Source organism: Catenisphaera adipataccumulans (assembly GCF_014202755.1).
Taxonomy (GTDB): domain Bacteria; phylum Bacillota_I; class Bacilli_A; order Erysipelotrichales; family Erysipelotrichaceae; genus Catenisphaera; species Catenisphaera adipataccumulans.
Window position 1 is genome coordinate 205635 of record NZ_JACHHK010000001.1, and the last position, 16150, is coordinate 221784.

At 42.2% G+C, this 16150-nt stretch carries 16 protein-coding genes; 12 read left to right on the forward strand and 4 right to left on the reverse strand.

Annotation, left to right across the window (positions count from 1 at the left end; genetic code table 11):
• Positions 1–11 precede the first annotated feature (11 nt).
• The 12 genes from HNQ47_RS01140 to HNQ47_RS01195 all read left to right on the forward strand — a co-directional run bounded on the left by HNQ47_RS01140 (position 12) and on the right by HNQ47_RS01195 (position 13296).
• A complete protein-coding gene (locus HNQ47_RS01140) occupies positions 12–1427 on the forward strand; it encodes a tyrosine-type recombinase/integrase (RefSeq protein ID WP_183326702.1) in 1416 nt (471 codons plus the stop codon).
• Positions 1428–1665: 238 nt separating this feature from the next.
• Entirely contained in the window at positions 1666–2790 is a 1125-nt protein-coding gene (locus HNQ47_RS01145) for a recombinase family protein (protein WP_246345987.1), read from the forward strand.
• A gap of 4 nt (positions 2791–2794) precedes the next feature.
• Complete coding sequence (locus tag HNQ47_RS01150) at positions 2795–3211, forward strand: integrase (protein ID WP_118475253.1); 417 nt, start codon at positions 2795–2797, stop codon at positions 3209–3211.
• The gene (locus HNQ47_RS01155) at positions 3211–4773 is read left to right on the forward strand and encodes a recombinase family protein (RefSeq protein ID WP_183326704.1); all 1563 of its coding nucleotides are present in this window, start codon (positions 3211–3213) and stop codon (positions 4771–4773) included. Before HNQ47_RS01150 ends, HNQ47_RS01155 begins: the two co-directional genes overlap by 1 nt.
• A 434-nt stretch (positions 4774–5207) precedes the next feature.
• Positions 5208–6425: a macrolide efflux MFS transporter Mef(A) gene (gene mef(A), locus HNQ47_RS01160; protein ID WP_128123316.1), complete on the forward strand. Its 1218-nt coding sequence runs from the start codon at positions 5208–5210 to the stop codon at positions 6423–6425.
• Positions 6426–6545: 120 nt separating this feature from the next.
• Positions 6546–8009: an ABC-F type ribosomal protection protein Msr(D) gene (msr(D), locus tag HNQ47_RS01165; protein WP_183326707.1), complete on the forward strand. Its 1464-nt coding sequence runs from the start codon at positions 6546–6548 to the stop codon at positions 8007–8009.
• A gap of 135 nt (positions 8010–8144) precedes the next feature.
• Entirely contained in the window at positions 8145–8591 is a 447-nt protein-coding gene (locus HNQ47_RS01170) for a DUF5946 family protein (RefSeq protein ID WP_123779057.1), read from the forward strand.
• 34 nt (positions 8592–8625) lie between these two features.
• Positions 8626–9264 (forward strand): Vat family streptogramin A O-acetyltransferase, encoded by a 639-nt coding sequence (locus tag HNQ47_RS01175; protein WP_024411463.1) that lies wholly within the window; start codon positions 8626–8628, stop codon positions 9262–9264.
• Between the two features lie 198 nt (positions 9265–9462).
• Positions 9463–9957, forward strand: coding sequence for a nucleotidyltransferase domain-containing protein (locus HNQ47_RS01180; RefSeq protein WP_024411462.1), 495 nt, complete (start codon positions 9463–9465; stop codon positions 9955–9957).
• 259 nt (positions 9958–10216) lie between these two features.
• Positions 10217–11410, forward strand: a complete 1194-nt coding sequence (locus tag HNQ47_RS01185) for an IS110 family RNA-guided transposase (RefSeq protein WP_183326708.1) — start codon at positions 10217–10219, stop codon at positions 11408–11410.
• Positions 11411–11888: 478 nt separating this feature from the next.
• Positions 11889–12767: an AraC family transcriptional regulator gene (locus HNQ47_RS01190; protein WP_024411461.1), complete on the forward strand. Its 879-nt coding sequence runs from the start codon at positions 11889–11891 to the stop codon at positions 12765–12767.
• Between the two features lie 184 nt (positions 12768–12951).
• Complete coding sequence (locus tag HNQ47_RS01195) at positions 12952–13296, forward strand: site-specific recombinase (RefSeq protein WP_221247923.1); 345 nt, start codon at positions 12952–12954, stop codon at positions 13294–13296.
• 55 nt (positions 13297–13351) lie between these two features.
• Here the strand turns inward: HNQ47_RS01195 and HNQ47_RS01200 are convergent, their stop codons facing one another.
• Genes HNQ47_RS01200 through arsB form a run of 4 tightly spaced genes read right to left on the reverse strand, consistent with a single transcriptional unit; the run spans position 13352 to position 16088 of the window.
• Positions 13352–13579, reverse strand: a complete 228-nt coding sequence (locus tag HNQ47_RS01200; protein WP_118475257.1) for a thioredoxin family protein — start codon at positions 13577–13579, stop codon at positions 13352–13354.
• 57 nt (positions 13580–13636) lie between these two features.
• Positions 13637–14035, reverse strand: coding sequence for an arsenate reductase ArsC (locus HNQ47_RS01205; RefSeq protein ID WP_118475259.1), 399 nt, complete (start codon positions 14033–14035; stop codon positions 13637–13639).
• Between the two features lie 14 nt (positions 14036–14049).
• A complete protein-coding gene (locus tag HNQ47_RS01210; protein WP_118475261.1) occupies positions 14050–15048 on the reverse strand; it encodes a permease in 999 nt (332 codons plus the stop codon).
• Positions 15048–16088 carry an ACR3 family arsenite efflux transporter gene (arsB, locus tag HNQ47_RS01215; RefSeq protein WP_118475263.1) on the reverse strand — a complete coding sequence of 347 codons (1041 nt, stop codon included), beginning with the start codon at positions 16086–16088 and terminating at the stop codon, positions 15048–15050. The genes HNQ47_RS01210 and arsB overlap by 1 nt, the downstream gene beginning before the upstream one ends.
• Positions 16089–16150: the final 62 nt, after the last annotated feature.

Consider the following 16150-nt stretch of genomic DNA (forward strand, 5'->3'; position numbering starts at 1 on the left):
GGGGTGATTCTATGGCAAGTATCAGAAAGCGCGGTGATTCCTTTACCATAACCGCATATATGGGTTATGACGAAAAGGGAAAGCAGATCAAGAAAACAACGACGTATCACCCGCCGGAAAACGTCACGGCAGGCAAGGCGGAAAAACTTGCGCGGCAGTATGCTGACGTATGGGAAAACAAAATCAAAGGCTATGTTGCACTTGATGAAAACAGAACGTTCCGTGAACTTGCTGACTGGTATTATGAAAGCGTCGCGCCTAACCGCCTGAAACCGCACACATTGATTCATTACAGAGAGGGCATAGAAAAACATATCATGCCGGTTCTGGGGCATGAGAAGTTGAAGAACATCACGCCGCCCATGCTTGACAAGCTGTTCACGGACCTGCAAAAGAACGGGAACCTTGAACATAGTTTCCAATTGAAAGACAGGGCAATTTTCGACGGTGTAAAGCGTGACGCTTTTGCAGAAAAAGCAGGGGTCAGCCGTTCAGAAATTTATCATGTTTTACGCGGTGATACTATCCGCCGCGAAAACGCGGAAAAGATTGCGGACGGCTTGAACATGAAGTTTTCCGACGTCTTTAACGATATGACAGAAAGCCCCGGCATGACAGGCGCGTCCGTGAACAAATTGAAACTGAACCTGTCCGCTATATTTACGGCAGCGGTAAAAAAAGAAATCATGCGCCGGAACCCTTGCAAGTTAGCCACACCGCCGCGCGTAGACACAGCGCCCGCAGAATATCTTGATGAAGAACAGGCGCGTGAACTGCTTCAATTAGTTCATGAATATGGTGATTTTCAATTTGAAGTCATTGTGAACGTACTGCTTGCAACGGGTATGCGCGCCGGGGAACTTTCCGCTTTGTACTGGGAAGATATAGACCTTGAAACGGGCCTGCTATATATCCGGCATACATTGATTTCTCTGAACGGTGAATATATCCGGGAAACAACGAAAACAGAGGACAGCACCCGCCGGATAATGCTGCCGGACTATATCATTGAATTGCTGAAAACGCATAAAAAGAAACAGTTGGAAAAGCGGTTCAAAATGGGCGCGGGATGGATGAACCCGGACCTTGTGTTCACGAACCTGCACGGCAATTTCTACATCACCGGAAACATGAACAGAAAATTGAAACAGGTGATAAAAGGGTCAGATTTGCCGCAGGACCTTCACCTTCATTCCCTGCGTCACACTTTCGCTTCACTTCTTATCAATGGGAACGTTTCGGCGCGTGTAATTGCTGACAGGTTAGGACACAGCACAACGAAAACCACGCTTGACACATACAGCCACGTTTACAAGGAAAGTGAAGCGCGGGCAATGCAGGCCGTTGACATTGCACTGTTCAAAGATAAGAAAGCCGCGCCGCAGAAACCGGAACAGGAACCGGACAGCAAACAGGCGCAGGCATGAAAAAAGCCGCTCTGACGGCCTTTTATTTGTCGCTTATTTGTCGCTTAAACCTGCTAAAAGTCGCTTAAAAATATTCAACAATAGCAGAACGACACATTTCTAAAATCGCGGGAAACCGCATAAAATCAACATTTCTTCATCGTTATTCAACGATACTAATTTCAAGATATACTCCGAGAAGGAAAATATCAACACCGGCTCAATGGAGAGCGAGCTGTTTCTGGCAATTCTCTCCAGCATGGCCGAAGGCGAGTCTGTTTCCATATCAGAAAACAGCAAGTGGTCAATCCAGAAACGCTTTGAGAGCGGCACCTATAAAGTCAGCTACCCACCCTACGGCTACGATTGGGATGGCGAGCAGATGGTAATTAATCCGGAGCAGGCGGCTGTGGTAAAAGAAATCTTCGCAGCGCTGCTCTCCGGCAAAGGCACCCACGCCATCGCGGATGACCTGAACCGGCGCGGCATTCCTACCAAGCGAAACGGACGCTGGACAGCCACAACCATTCGTGGGATGCTCTCCAATGAGAAGTATGTCGGCGACTGCCTTTTCCAGAAAACGTACTCGGATTCACGCTTTGTCCGGCACAACAATCACGGCGAGCAGACACAGTACATGGTCAAGGATCATCACGAGGCAATCATCAGCCGGGAGGACTTTGAAGCTGCTCACGCTTTTATTCACCAGCGGGCAACGGAAAAAGGTGTCGTCAAAGGGAGCGACAAATACCAGAATCGCTACACCTTCTCCGGGAAGATCATCTGCGGCGAGTGCGGCGATACCTTTAAGCGCCGGATACACAGCTGCACCGGATACAAATACACCGCATGGTGCTGCAGTACCCACATCAAGGATAAAGATAAATGCCACATGCTTTTTGTAAAAGACGATGATCTGAAGCAGGCTTTCGTCACCATGATGAACAAGCTGGTCTACGCGCACAGGATCATCCTAAAACCATATGTGGACGCATTGAAAAACACTTCGTCTGATGACTCGCTTCGGCGCATTCAGGAAATACAGACCCTGTTGGCGCAAAACACAGAAAAGCGCGAGACGCTGACAAAGCTCATGACACAGGGCATCATCGACCCGATCCTTTTTAACAAGGAAACGAACGAGCTGCTTTCGCAGGCGGACAGTTGCCGGGATGAGATTAACGCCTTGAAAAACGCCGTTTCCGGAGATGTAACAAAGGTTACTGCAGCCACAACGCTTCTGCACTTTACAGAAAAAGGTGGAATACTTCAGGAATTCGATGATGCCCTGTTTAAAGAATATGTGAACCGCATCATTGTGCGCTCCAGAAATGAAGTGTGCTTTGAATTGAAATGCGGTCTGACGCTTCGGGAAAGGATGTGAAAACATGGGACATACACCCTACGGCTACAGCATTGAAAACGGCCGCGCCACGATTAAAGAGGATGAAGCCAATAAAATACGGAAGCTCTATAAGAATTACATCTCCGGGATGGCTCTGGCCAAGGCTGCTGCCGCTGCTGGCATTGAAACCTACCACGGCACAGCAAAGCGTCTGATGGAAAACAGACACTACCTCGGAGACGATTTTTACCCGGCCATCATCGATCAGGAAACCTACGATAAAGCTGCTGCCATCCGTCTGGAACGCGCCGGGAAACTTGGCAGGCTGAACAGGAAAAAGAACTCAAAGCCTGCAGCGTCTCCTACCGGCTTTCGCATGGCAGCGGCAGAGCAACACTATGAAGATCCGAGGCTACAGGCAGAATACCTGTACAGCCTCATTGAGAGCGAGGCGATCTAATGGGAAATGTTATGGTCATCCCGGCCAAAAGGCAGGTCGGGAACACAGTAAAGCAATCTGAACAGAAAAAGCTCCGTGTTGCAGCCTACTGCCGCGTCAGTACGGATTCTGAAGAACAGGAAACAAGCTACGAGGCGCAGGTCACGCACTACACGGAGTACATCCAGAAAAATCCTGACTGGGAGCTGGCAGGCATATTTGCGGACGATGGCATCTCCGGTACCAACACCAAAAAGCGTGATGAATTCAACCGCATGATTGAAGAGTGTATGGCGGGCAATATTGATATGATTATCACAAAATCCATCAGCCGATTCGCTAGAAACACGTTGGACTGCCTTAAATACATCCGTCAATTAAAGGATAAAAACGTTGCTGTGTTCTTCGAGAAAGAGAATATCAACACCATGGATTCCAAGGGGGAAATCTTGCTGACCATTATGGCATCCCTTGCCCAACAAGAAAGCCAATCCTTAAGCCAGAACGTTAAGCTAGGTATTCAGTATCGCTATCAACAAGGTGAAGTACAGGTCAACCACAAGCGTTTCCTTGGATACACCAAGGATGAAAATAAGCAGCTAGTGATTGAACCAAAGGGTGCTGAGGTTGTTAAACGGATTTACAGAGAGTCCCTTGAGGGAGCAAGCCTTTTACAGATAGCAAGAGGGCTGGAAACAGACGGTATTCTTACAGCGGCAGGCAAAGCCAAATGGAGACCAGAAACACTGAAAAAGATATTGCAGAATGAAAAGTACATCGGTGATGCCCTTCTACAAAAAACATATACGGTTGATTTCCTTTCTAAAAAACGAGTCAAGAATAACGGCATTGTTCCCCAGTATTATGTGGAAAACAGCCATGAGCCTATCATTCCACGTGAGCTTTTTATGCAGGTTCAAGAAGAGATGGTTCGGAGAGCGAATCTTCGTGGCGGGAAAGGCGGTAAAAAGAGAGTTTATAGCAGCAAGTATGCTTTATCGAGTATTGTTTATTGCGGTCATTGCGGCGATATTTACCGACGGGTACATTGGAATAACCGAGGCTATAAGTCTATTGTCTGGAGATGCGTTAGCCGATTGGAGGAAAAAGGGTCTGAATGCACTGCCCCTACCATAAACGAGGAAACATTACAGACAGCAGTGGTCAGGGCTATTAACGAACTTTTGGCTAACAAAGAACCTTTCCTTTCAACATTACAGAAAAATATCGACACTATATTTAATGAAGAAAGTGATAATGATACGGATGAGCTTGATAGCAAGTTGGAAGAATTGCAGATAGAGCTTCTTAAACAGGCAAAGTCAAAAAATGACTACGATAATGTTGCTGATGAGATATACCGCCTTCGGGAGATGAAGCAAAATTCACTTGTAGAAAATGCCGAGCGTGAAGGAAAAAGGCAACGAATCGCTGAAATGACTGCTTTCTTAAATGAACAGTCTCACGAGTTAGAGGAGTATGATGAGCAGTTGGTAAGGCGGCTTATTGAAAAAGTTACGATCCGCGATGACAGGATTGAGGTGGAGTTTAAGTCAGGTGTGAAGATTGAAGAAATGATATAGATTATTGAGTCAACCGCAATTAAGGAAACTATCGCCTTTGGCGGTATTTCCTTCCTTTATATTTTTTGTGTTGAATATAGAACCTTATTGTGATAAAATATACGCTGATACAAATAAGAATTCAGGAGGAACCGAAACTATGACAGCCTCAATGCGTTTAAGATAAGCTGGCAATAAAAAAGGCAGAATCTATCCCCGATGATAGGCTTTTTTGTTGTGCTTATTTATACGATATTGAGCATTCATTAGTTGCGGTCAGAATATAGGTTATTTAACTATACCTTTATTTAACTGTGTCTTTAATATGAATGTTTCCAAATTGTATGTATGCAGACCAAAAGCCACATTGTGGATTTAGGCCTGCATTTTTTATTGCCTAGAATGCTATTCAAAATAGAAATTCAAGCAAAATAATTATGCAGGAGAAAATATAAATGGAAAAATACAACAATTGGAAACTTAAGTTTATTACAATATGGGCAGGGCAGGCAGTTTCTTTAATCACTAGTGCTATCCTGCAAATGGCGATTATTTTTTACCTTACAGAAAAAACAGGATCTGCGATGGTCTTGTCTATGGCTTCACTAGTAGGTTTTTTACCCTATGCGGTCTTTGGACCTGCCATAGGTGTATTAGTGGATCGTCATGATAGGAAGAAGATAATGATTGGTGCTGATTTAATTATCGCAGCAGCTGGGGCAGTGCTGGCTATTGTTGCTTTGTATATGGAGTTACCTGTCTGGATGGTTATGGTAGTATTGTTTATCCGCAGCGTTGGAACAGCTTTTCATACCCCAGCACTCAATGCAGTTACGCCACTTTTAGTACCAGAAGAGCAGCTTACGAAATGCGCAGGCTATAGTCAGTCTTTGCAGTCTATAAGCTATATTGTTAGTCCGGCGGTTGCAGCATTGTTATATTCTGTTTGGGAATTAAATGCTATTATTGCCATCGATGTATTAGGTGCTGTGATTGCGTCTATTACGGTGGCAATTGTACGGATTCCTAAGCTGGGCGATCAAGTGCAAAGCTTGAAACCAAATTTCATAAGAGAAATGAAAGAAGGAATTGTCGTACTGAGACAAAACAAAGGATTATTTGCCTTATTACTCTTAGGAACAATATATACTTTTGTTTATATGCCAATTAATGCACTATTTCCTTTAATAAGCATGGAATACTTTAATGGAACACCTGTGCATATTTCTATTACCGAAATCGCTTTTGCATCTGGAATGCTAGTAGGAGGCTTACTATTGGGGAGATTAGGAAGTTTCAAAAAGCGTGTACTACTAATAACAGGTTCGTTTTTTATAATGGGGGCCAGTTTAGCCGTTTCAGGAATACTTCCTCCAAGTGGATTTGTTATATTTGTAGTTTGCTGTGCAATAATGGGGCTTTCGGTGCCGTTTTATAGCGGTGTGCAAACAGCTCTTTTTCAGGAGAAAATTAAGCCTGAATATTTAGGACGTGTATTTTCTTTGACCGGAAGTATCATGTCACTTGCAATGCCAATTGGGTTAATTCTTTCTGGGTTCTTTGCTGATAGGATCGGTGTAAATCATTGGTTTTTACTATCAGGTATTTTAATTATTGGCATTGCTATAGTTTGCCCCATGATAACTGAGGTTAGAAAATTAGATTTAAAATAAACAATATTGGAGGGATATTTATGTATCTTATTTTCATGTAATTCTTCCTGCTTAAATCGCAGGGTTTTCCCTGCGTACAAGCAAATGAAAACATGCGATTATAGACAGGAGGATAATGTTATGGAATTGATATTAAAAGCAAAAGACATTCGTGTGGAATTCAAAGGACGCGATGTTTTAGATATAGATGAATTAGAAGTATATGATTATGACCGTATTGGTTTAGTGGGAGCAAATGGTGCAGGGAAAAGCACTCTACTCAAGGTACTTTTAGGAGAATTAACTCCCCCAGGATGTAAATTAAATCGTCTGGGTGAACTTGCCTATATCCCTCAGTTGGACGAAGTAACTTTGCAGAAAGAAAAAGATTTTGCACTTGTAGGAAAGCTTGGTGTTGAACAATTAGATATACAGACCATGAGCGGTGGTGAAGAAACAAGGCTTAAAATAGCACAGGCTTTATCAGCACAGGTTCATGGTATTTTAGCGGATGAACCTACGAGTCATTTAGACCGTGAAGGAATTGATTTTCTAATTGGACAGTTAAAATATTTTACAGGTGCACTGTTAGTTATTAGCCATGACCGTTATTTTCTTGATGAGGTAGTAGATAAAATATGGGAACTGAAAGATGGCAAAATCACTGAGTATTGGGGAAACTATTCTGATTATCTTCGCCAGAAAGAAGAAGAACGCAAGAGCCAAGCTGCAGAATACGAACAATTTGTTGCGGAACGTGCCCGATTGGAAAGGGCTGCAGAGGAAAAGCGAAAACAGGCTCGTAAAATAGGACAGAAGGCAAAAGGTGCTTCAAAGAAAAAAAGTACTGAAGGCGGAGGGCGTTTAGCTCATCAAAAATCAATAGGAAGTAAGGAAAAAAAGATGCATAATGCCGCTAAATCCCTAGAACATAGGATTGCGGCCTTAGGAAGTGTAGAAGCTCCAGAAGATATTCGTAGGATTCGTTTCAGGCAAAGTAAAGCATTGGAGCTCCACAATCCATATCCTATTGTCGGTAAGGAAATTAATAAAATATTTGGAGATAAAGTATTGTTTGAAAATGTATCTTTTCAAATTCCGCTTGGCGCAAAAGTGGCATTAACTGGTGGTAATGGAACAGGAAAAACAACTTTAATCAAAATGATCTTAAACCATGAAGATGGAATTTCTATTTCACCTAAGGCAAAAATAGGCTACTTTGCACAAAATGGTTACAAGTACGACAGTAATAAGAAAGTATTGGAGTTTATGCAGGAAGATAGTGATTACAATGTTTCAGAAATTCGTTCAGTGCTAGCATCGATGGGGTTTAAACAAAACGATATTGGGAAAAGTTTATCTGTTTTAAGCGGCGGAGAAATTATAAAATTGTTGCTAGCTAAAATGCTTATGGGCAGATATAACATCCTACTAATGGATGAACCAAGCAACTTCCTTGACATACCAAGCTTAGAGGCTTTGGAAATTTTAATGAAGGAGTATGCTGGAACTATAGTGTTTATCACCCATGACAAACGGTTGCTTGATAATGTGGCTGATGTGATTTATGAAATTAGTGATAAGAAAATAAATCTGAAACATTAAACTTAAGGTAGTCGCTGGTCAGAATAGTCTTCTCTGGCTGGCGGCTTCGTTGTTAAAGTAAAAAGACTTTTTTTCTTTGGCAAACATTACATTAATGAATATTAAAATAATTTAAATAAGGGAGGTTGGTTATAGGTGGTTGATAATAACACAGTCATGAAATCTGGGAGATGTATAGAATGTGGAGCTAAAGAGACCGATGGTTTTTCATGCCATGAGCTATTCGGGTTCCCTCTTGTATGGGAGCATAATGATCCAAAGCTATATGAGTTACATTTTTGGCTTGTTTCGTGCTATATGATCCAGCATCCTTCGAATTTTACTGAAGAAGGATATACAAATTTAGTAAATCTTTTTATTAACGCTTTTGATAATGATTGGGATACACCATATATTCTTAAGAAAAATCGAGAAATAGTAAAGTCATTAAGCAAAATAACAAACCCTTTACCAAGCAACGCAAGAAAGCGTGAACTAAGACTTTGGCCTATGACAATTGAAGATATATATTTAGGTCGGGAGCAAAATGCAATCGTTAATATTAATAAATGGAAAGAGCAAATAAGAAACGAATTAAGGTAATGAAGTAATTAAAGATTAAAGGAGCTAATATTTTATGATAGGACCAGATAAGAAAAAACTTTATCCAAATGAAAATATAAAGACGGTTTGTTTTATAAGCAATCTACCTAAAAGACCCAATGTGGAGATTGGGGAATATACCTATTATAGCGATAATAAAAAAACACCGGAGAAATTTTATGATAATATAGAGCACCATTACGAATTTCTAGGGGATAAACTTATAATAGGAAAGTTCTGTGCAATTGCAGAGGGTGTTAAGTTTATTATGAATGGTGCAAATCATAGAATGGATGGAATTACAACCTATCCCTTTAATATCTTTGGCCATGGATGGGAAAAGGTGACTCCTACAATTGAACAACTTCCTTTTAAGGGAGATACAGTGATTGGCAATGATGTATGGATAGGTCAAAATGTTACCATTATGCCGGGTATTAAAATTGGTGATGGTGCGATTATTGCCGCTAATTCAACAGTAGTGAAAAGTGTTGAGCCATATACAATATATGGTGGGAATCCAGCTAAGTTTATCAAAAAACGCTTTAGTGACGAAAAGATTGAATTCTTGCTAAAGCTACAATGGTGGAACTGGAGCGAAGAGGAAATATTTAATAATCTTGAAATGTTAACATCCAAAGCAGGGTTAGAGCAATTCATGAAAAATTCCTAGACTTGGGGCCTTTCTACCACGGCACAAAAGGGAACTTAAATCTAGGGGGTGCTGGAATCTCGATTTAGCTCTAATTATTGCGAGCTAAAGAAGGCAAGCTTCATCTTTAGCTTTGATTGGAACAATAGACATTATATTATTAGGAGAAATAGCTTTGAGATTTATCACTTATAGATTTAATTTGAACGGAGGGATTACATGGTAAGTAAAACTGATGCCATTGAGATAATAACATATGCTGAAGAAAATGATATTAACATTTGGATAGATGGTGGTTGGGGAGTAGATGCTCTATTAGAAGAAGAAACAAGAGTACACAACGATATTGATTTATTTGTGGAAGAAAGTAATGGTAAAAAGTTTATTGAAATATTAAAAGAATATGGCTTTGCTGAAGTTATCGAAGCATATACCACCACATCTCATACGGTTTATAAGGATAGTAAAGGTAGGATAATTGATCTTCATATATTTAAATTCAACGAACAAGGATACATTGTTTTTGAGGGAGAAGCATATCCTCCAGAAGTCTTTAGCGGCATTGGGAAAATAGGCGATAAAACGGTAAGATGTATCGATGCTGAAAATCAAGTGTTATTTCATCTGGGCTATGAGCATGATGAAAATGATATGCATGATGTAAAACTATTGTGCGAGAGATTTAATATTCCTGTACCGAGTGAATACAAGTAACTGACAAATTCCGATTCTTAATATATGAGTAGAGGCTTTCATAGTCTCTGCTCTTTCTTTATGATGAAGGTGATTGGTCTGACGTAATTTCCGATTGGGACACCACGCCCGAAGTTAAATGTGTCAGCCCGCCTTCATCGTTCTACATTCGATTCAGCAAGTTGGGAAAGAATGCTTCTCCCGTTTAACGAAAGAATATGAGTGAACCTTGAAGAGCTGGATCCAATCATAAACCACTTACGAAAGGAGCGTCTTTCTCATGATTGCTGTTGGTATTGATGTATCAAAATCCAAGAGTACAGTCGCCATTCTCAATGGGGATGGCAGCATCCGTGCCAAACCTTTTGATGTCCACCATGTCGCTGATGAGCTGCAGGCATTAGTAGATTACATCAAGAGGACTTCCGAACCTCCAACCATTCTTATGGAGCCTACCAGCCACTATCATTATCCACTTCTGAAAGCCTTTCAGGAAGCGGAACTCCCAGTCTGTCTGATCAATCCATACCAGATGAAGAAGTATGGCGATACCGAACTCAGAAAGGCGAAAACGGACAAACGTGATTCTCTGCGAATCGCTCAGTATGCCCTTGAGAAGTCCTATTCGCTGATTCCTTACACTCCTCAGGACCAGAAGTATGAAGATCTCCGTTTTCTGTCCAGGCAATACAGTCAGAGGATATCAACCCTAACTGTTGCCAAAGTTCAGCTGCTCAGCCTTCTGGATGAAACAATGCCCGGCATTACGACCATTCTCCCTCTTAAAAGCAGGGATCCCGACAACTGTGTGCTTCTGCGTTTCATTAAGCGTTTCAAGTCTTTCGATGTAATCCGTAAGATGGGCAAGGCACGTTTCCTGGACAGCTATCAGGTCCTCGTCAAGAAGACAAAGGATCGTTTTGCCGGTTCTAAGGGACTTGCTATCTATGAGTTGGTCCTTAACAGTGTTACCACCCGTGGAGAAAATCCCTTATCCGCAATGACTCAGGATCAATGTGTTGATCTCGTATCCACATCTCAGAAAGCTGCCGATGAGATCAATCTTCAAATGCGGATCATAGCAGAGACCATGCCGGAGTACAAAGTGCTTCGTTCTATGGCCGGCGTGGGGGGCCGACTGGGACCGATCATTCTTGGAGAAATCGGTGACATTCGCCGTTTTCACAGTGGCAAAGCACTCAATGCTTATGTCGGCAATGATGCTCCGCCATATCAGTCCGGACAATTCGAGAGCCGGAATCGTCACATCTCCAAACGTGGCAACCCGGCTCTAAGAAAAGCTTGTTTTGAGGTAATGCAGGCTCTCAAACTGACAAAACCTCAGGACGATCCTGTTTACCTTTTTCTGCTCAAAAAGGAACAGGAAGGGAAACCATACAACGTAGCCAAAATGGCTGCCGTCAATAAGTTTCTGCGGATCTACTACGCTCGTGTAATGGAGTTGTACAAGTAAATCCGTCCGCTTTCATTATAGCCGTTAACTGCCGGCCTGCAACAGCAGGTCTTATTAAGGTTACTCTCTTTTTTGTTCTCAAGGTTCTCGAAATCTTCAAAAATCTGCTTGACAAACATTAGCAAGATTTAATTAGAATTTAGAGGAGGAAAAGATACGGCACGTTCTATTAAAGATTCCCTTTCTGGATTTGGAAGTGAACTGTTGGAACGAATAAGAGAAGATAGCAATGCAAGGCTAGATGAAGCTGACTTTGAAGAAAGAGTCATTGGGATTTATGCCTTAGCGAAGCAAAGGAATTTTTGCAGCAAGAAAGATACACTGAAGAAAAGTAAAGGATTCCTGTTGTAAACATCCCAAAGATAAATTTAGTTTAACGATACTAATTACATGTAAGGGAATCGACAATACTGTGCACAGATTGTCGGATGGATAAATGCATCCTCTGATAATATTGATGATGAAAGGAGGTTGTTTGATGGATTCTTTAAGAAGTATGAATAATGCATTGGAGTATATTGAAGAGCACTTAACAGAGGAAATTGATTATATTGAAGTATCTAAAATCGCATATTGTTCAGAGTATCATTTCAAGCGGATGTTTTCTTTTTTAGCAGGCATAAGTTTATCAGAATATATTCGGAGAAGAAGACTGACGTTGGCTGCACTTGATTTGAAAGATAGGGATTTGAGAATAATTGATGTAGCCGTCAAATATGGCTATAATTCGGCTGATTCATTTTCCCGTGCTTTTCATTCTCTGCATGGCATTCTCCCTTCTGAGGCAAGGAGTGAGAATACACAATTAAAAGCTTATCCTCGAATGACCTTTCAATTATCAATTAAAGGAGGATGCGAAATGAACTATCGTATTGTTGAGAAAGGACCTTTTAAGTTAGTAGGATTTAAGAAGAGAGTTCCAATTATTTTTGAAGGTGTCAATCCAGAGATTGCAAAAATGACTGAACTTTTAACCATGGATGTTATTAATCAATTAAAAGCAATTTCAAATGTAGAACCTACAGGTATTATTAGTGCTTCCACTAATTTTTCAGAAGGTAGAATGGAAGAGAAAGGAGAATTAGATCATTACATCGGGGTAGCAACATCAAGTAATGAAACTGCAGATTTTGATGTATTAAAAATTGATGCTAGTACCTGGGCTGTATTTGAATCGATTGGACCATTTCCGGAAACACTTCAAAATGTGTGGGGTAGGATATACTCAGAGTGGTTTCCATCTTCAGGATACGAGGCGGTTGAAGGTCCTGAAATTTTATGGAATGAGAGTCCAGACACTGGAAATCCAAAGTATCGAAGCGAAATCTGGATTCCAGTAAAGAAAAAAGACTATTGATTACATTAATGTTTATTATTGAGGGCGCTCCTAGTAAGAGTGCCCTTTTCGTAAACGGTACGATTGGTGGATATGTTCCCGTCTACCGATAGTGCCAAAAACGCAGTGGATATGTTTCCGAGAACGGACACACTTATATGACATTCATTCTGTCCTCTCGAGCCAGCAGAACATCGCCAAGGCTGTGGTCAACGCTGACACCCTCTCACCGGACGGCATTCAGAGCAGGCTCTTGGAACTGCAAAAGGAGCTCATCAAGAAGGCAAACAATAAACAGGACTACGATGCCATCGCTGATGAGATTTTCCGGCTCCGTGACCAGAAAGAACAATCAGAGCTTGACAGCCACCACCGGGAAGAAGCCATGAACCGGATCAAGGAGCTGCAGGACTTCATCTCCGAGCAGGAAACCGACATAACAGAGTTTGATGAGGCTCTGGTCAAAAAACTCATCGAGAAGATTACCGTCTTCAACGACCACTTCACCGTGGAATTCAAGTCAGGGATTGCAATCGAAATCGAAGCATAAAAAGGCTCCTCGCCACTGAACCCAATCAGTAGTGAGGAGCCTTATCCTTTTTTGCTTACAATAGTTTCTCTACATCCTTTGCCTTCAGCACTTTTCCTGCAGAAACAATTTTGTCATCAATCATAAGAGCGGGCATGCTCATCACCCCATATCCCATGATTTTTTCCATATCGGTGATGTACTCGATTTCAGCATGAATCCCCTTGTTTGCTACCGCCTCTTTTACTGACTTCAAAAGTGCCTCACAACTTTTGCAGCCACCGCCTAAAACCTTAATATTCATTTTACTTATCCTCCTGTTCGAAAAAGTTATAAAAACTCTTTTAATTATAACCGTAAATCACTGTGCTATATACTCTTTCAGCTCTACAATTTTCGTATGGATCTTCCGAATCGTTTCGATAAAAACTTCATCACTTGCTCCCGTTGGATCATCCAAGCCCCAATCAAATCTCTCCCTGCAAGGGAGAAATGGGCATTTAACATTGCATCCCATCGTAATAACAAAATCTACGGGTGGGATATCTGACAGAACCTTGCTGTGCTGCGTTTTTTCCATGTCAATGCCATAGATTTGCTTCATCAGGCGTACTGCATCCTGATTGATCTGAGGTTTTGTTTCTGTTCCGGCAGAGTAGCTCTCAAATACATCAGACGCAAGATATTTTCCTAATGCTTCGGCTATCTGGCTGCGACACGAGTTATGAACACAGATAAATGCTACTTTCGGTTTGTTCATTGAATTTTTCCCCTCTACACCAATAAGTACGCTATGGCATTGAAGCCGTATCCGACGATGATGATACCGGCCGTACAGATGGCAATAAACGTTCCAAGCAATTTTGGTTTAATCGCTTTCTTAAGCATGATAAGAGACGGAAGGCTGAGCGTGGTAACCGCCATCATAAAGCTGAGAATCGTACCGAGCAATGCTCCCTTTGCCAAAAGTGCCTCGGCAATCGGAATCGTGCCGAAAATGTCTGCGTACATGGGTATGCCGACAAGCGTGGCGAGTATCACACCGAACGGATTATTGTCGCCGAGAACGGTTTCCACCCAGCCTTCGGGAATCCAGTTATGGATCACCGCGCCGATAGCCACGCCGATAAGGATATAAGGGAACACTTTCTTAAAGGTGGATGCAACCTGATCTCTGGAATAAATCAGCCGGTCTTTGACAGTGAGATTCGGAGACTCGATATCTACCTTGCTGTTGTTATTGCGGATAAAATCAGCAATCTGATCTTCCATGTGAAGGTTTTCTATTAGTGTCCCGCCAAGAACCGCAATGACAAGACCCAGCACCACATAGGTCACGGCAATCTTCACGCCAAAGATACTGGTGAGAAGCACAAGACTCCCCAAATCCACCATTGGCGATGAAATGAGAAATGAAAATGTCACCCCAAGCGGAAGCCCTGCGCTCGTAAAGCCCATGAAGATTGGAATGGATGAACAGGAACAGAACGGTGTAACCGTTCCAAGCAGTGCGCCTATTATATTTGCTCCTATTCCATGAAATCTTCCCATGATCTTCCTGCTCCGCTCCGGAGGAAAGAAACTCTGAATGTAAGAAATCAGAAAGATCAACACACAGAGCAATACCGTGATTTTCATTGTGTCATAAATGAAGAACTGTATACTGCCGCCAATCCGACTATCTACATTAAGTCCGACCATCAGCAGCAACTGCTCAATCAGGGCATTCAGCCACTTCATCCCAAGGATCTGATCCTGAATAAAAGTCCACATTATGCAAACCTCGCTTTCGTTTTATTTGCTATCCGCACAAGCATCAGCATGACCGGAACCTCCGTCAGAACGCCTACTGTAGTGGCGAGAGCCGCGGGACTTGTCGTGCCAAAGAGTGCAATCGCCACAGCCACCGCAAGTTCAAAGAAGTTCGATGCACCGACCATCCCGGCAGGAGCCGCAATATCATGCGGTAATTTCAGCAGCTTGCTTGCCCCATAAGCGATAAAGAAGATCAAAAATGTCTGAATGGTCAGCGGCACCGCGATCAGCACAATATGAAGCGGATTAGACAGAATCACCTCAGCCTGTGAACTGAAAATAATAACCAGCGTCAGCAGCAGACCTATTGTTGTGGCATTGTCGAACTTGTGGACAAACGTGGTCTCAAAGTAATCCGCGCCTCTTTGCTTCGTGACTGTTATCCTCGTGAGGATGCCGCCCACAAGCGGAATCACTACAAACAGAAAGATGCTGACGAACAGGGTGCTATAGGGAACAGCCACATTGGAAACGCCTAAAAGGAATTTTACAATCGGAACAAATGCCACCAGAATAATAAGGTCATTGGTGGCCACCTGCACAACCGTATAAGCAGGGTTCCCTTTTGTAAGTGTACTCCACACAAACACCATCGCTGTACATGGAGCAGCTCCTAAAAGCACAGCTCCGGCGAGGTATTCTGTTGCCAGTCCCGGTGATATGAAGGTTTTGAATATGACAAACAAAAACAGGTAAGCAATTCCATACATAGTGAAAGGCTTGATCAGCCAGTTCGTCACCCATGTGACCAGAAGTCCCTTTGGATTCTTTCCAATCTGTTTTACGCTCTGAAAATCTACTTTCATCATCATAGGGTAGATCATGACCCAGATGAGAACAGCGATAGGAATCGAAATGCCGGAAATCTGAAATTTGCCGAGTGTGGCAGGAATAGCCGGGATAAAATGCCCAATCAGTACTCCAATGGCCATGCAGAGCAGTACCCACACAGAAAGATAACGCTGAAATGTATTTATGCCTTTGCTTTGATTGCTCATGACTTCGCCTCCATTAGTTTTATATATTGAAATGCATCTATGTTTATGGCCTTTATATAGGC

Bases quoted from the DNA above. Each gene is read 5' to 3' on its own strand.
- HNQ47_RS01140 (WP_183326702.1), top strand. From the start codon at position 12: ATGGCAAGTATCAGAAAGCGCGGTGATTCCTTTACCATAACCGCATAT.
- HNQ47_RS01145 (WP_246345987.1), top strand. From the start codon at position 1,666: ATGGCCGAAGGCGAGTCTGTTTCCATATCAGAAAACAGCAAGTGGTCA.
- HNQ47_RS01150 (WP_118475253.1), top strand. From the start codon at position 2,795: ATGGGACATACACCCTACGGCTACAGCATTGAAAACGGCCGCGCCACG.
- HNQ47_RS01155 (WP_183326704.1), top strand. From the start codon at position 3,211: ATGGGAAATGTTATGGTCATCCCGGCCAAAAGGCAGGTCGGGAACACA.
- HNQ47_RS01175 (WP_024411463.1), top strand. From the start codon at position 8,626: ATGATAGGACCAGATAAGAAAAAACTTTATCCAAATGAAAATATAAAG.
- HNQ47_RS01180 (WP_024411462.1), top strand. From the start codon at position 9,463: ATGGTAAGTAAAACTGATGCCATTGAGATAATAACATATGCTGAAGAA.
- HNQ47_RS01185 (WP_183326708.1), top strand. From the start codon at position 10,217: ATGATTGCTGTTGGTATTGATGTATCAAAATCCAAGAGTACAGTCGCC.
- HNQ47_RS01190 (WP_024411461.1), top strand. From the start codon at position 11,889: ATGGATTCTTTAAGAAGTATGAATAATGCATTGGAGTATATTGAAGAG.
- HNQ47_RS01200 (WP_118475257.1), bottom strand. From the start codon at position 13,579: ATGAATATTAAGGTTTTAGGCGGTGGCTGCAAAAGTTGTGAGGCACTT.
- HNQ47_RS01205 (WP_118475259.1), bottom strand. From the start codon at position 14,035: ATGAACAAACCGAAAGTAGCATTTATCTGTGTTCATAACTCGTGTCGC.
- HNQ47_RS01210 (WP_118475261.1), bottom strand. From the start codon at position 15,048: ATGTGGACTTTTATTCAGGATCAGATCCTTGGGATGAAGTGGCTGAAT.
- arsB (WP_118475263.1), bottom strand. From the start codon at position 16,088: ATGAGCAATCAAAGCAAAGGCATAAATACATTTCAGCGTTATCTTTCT.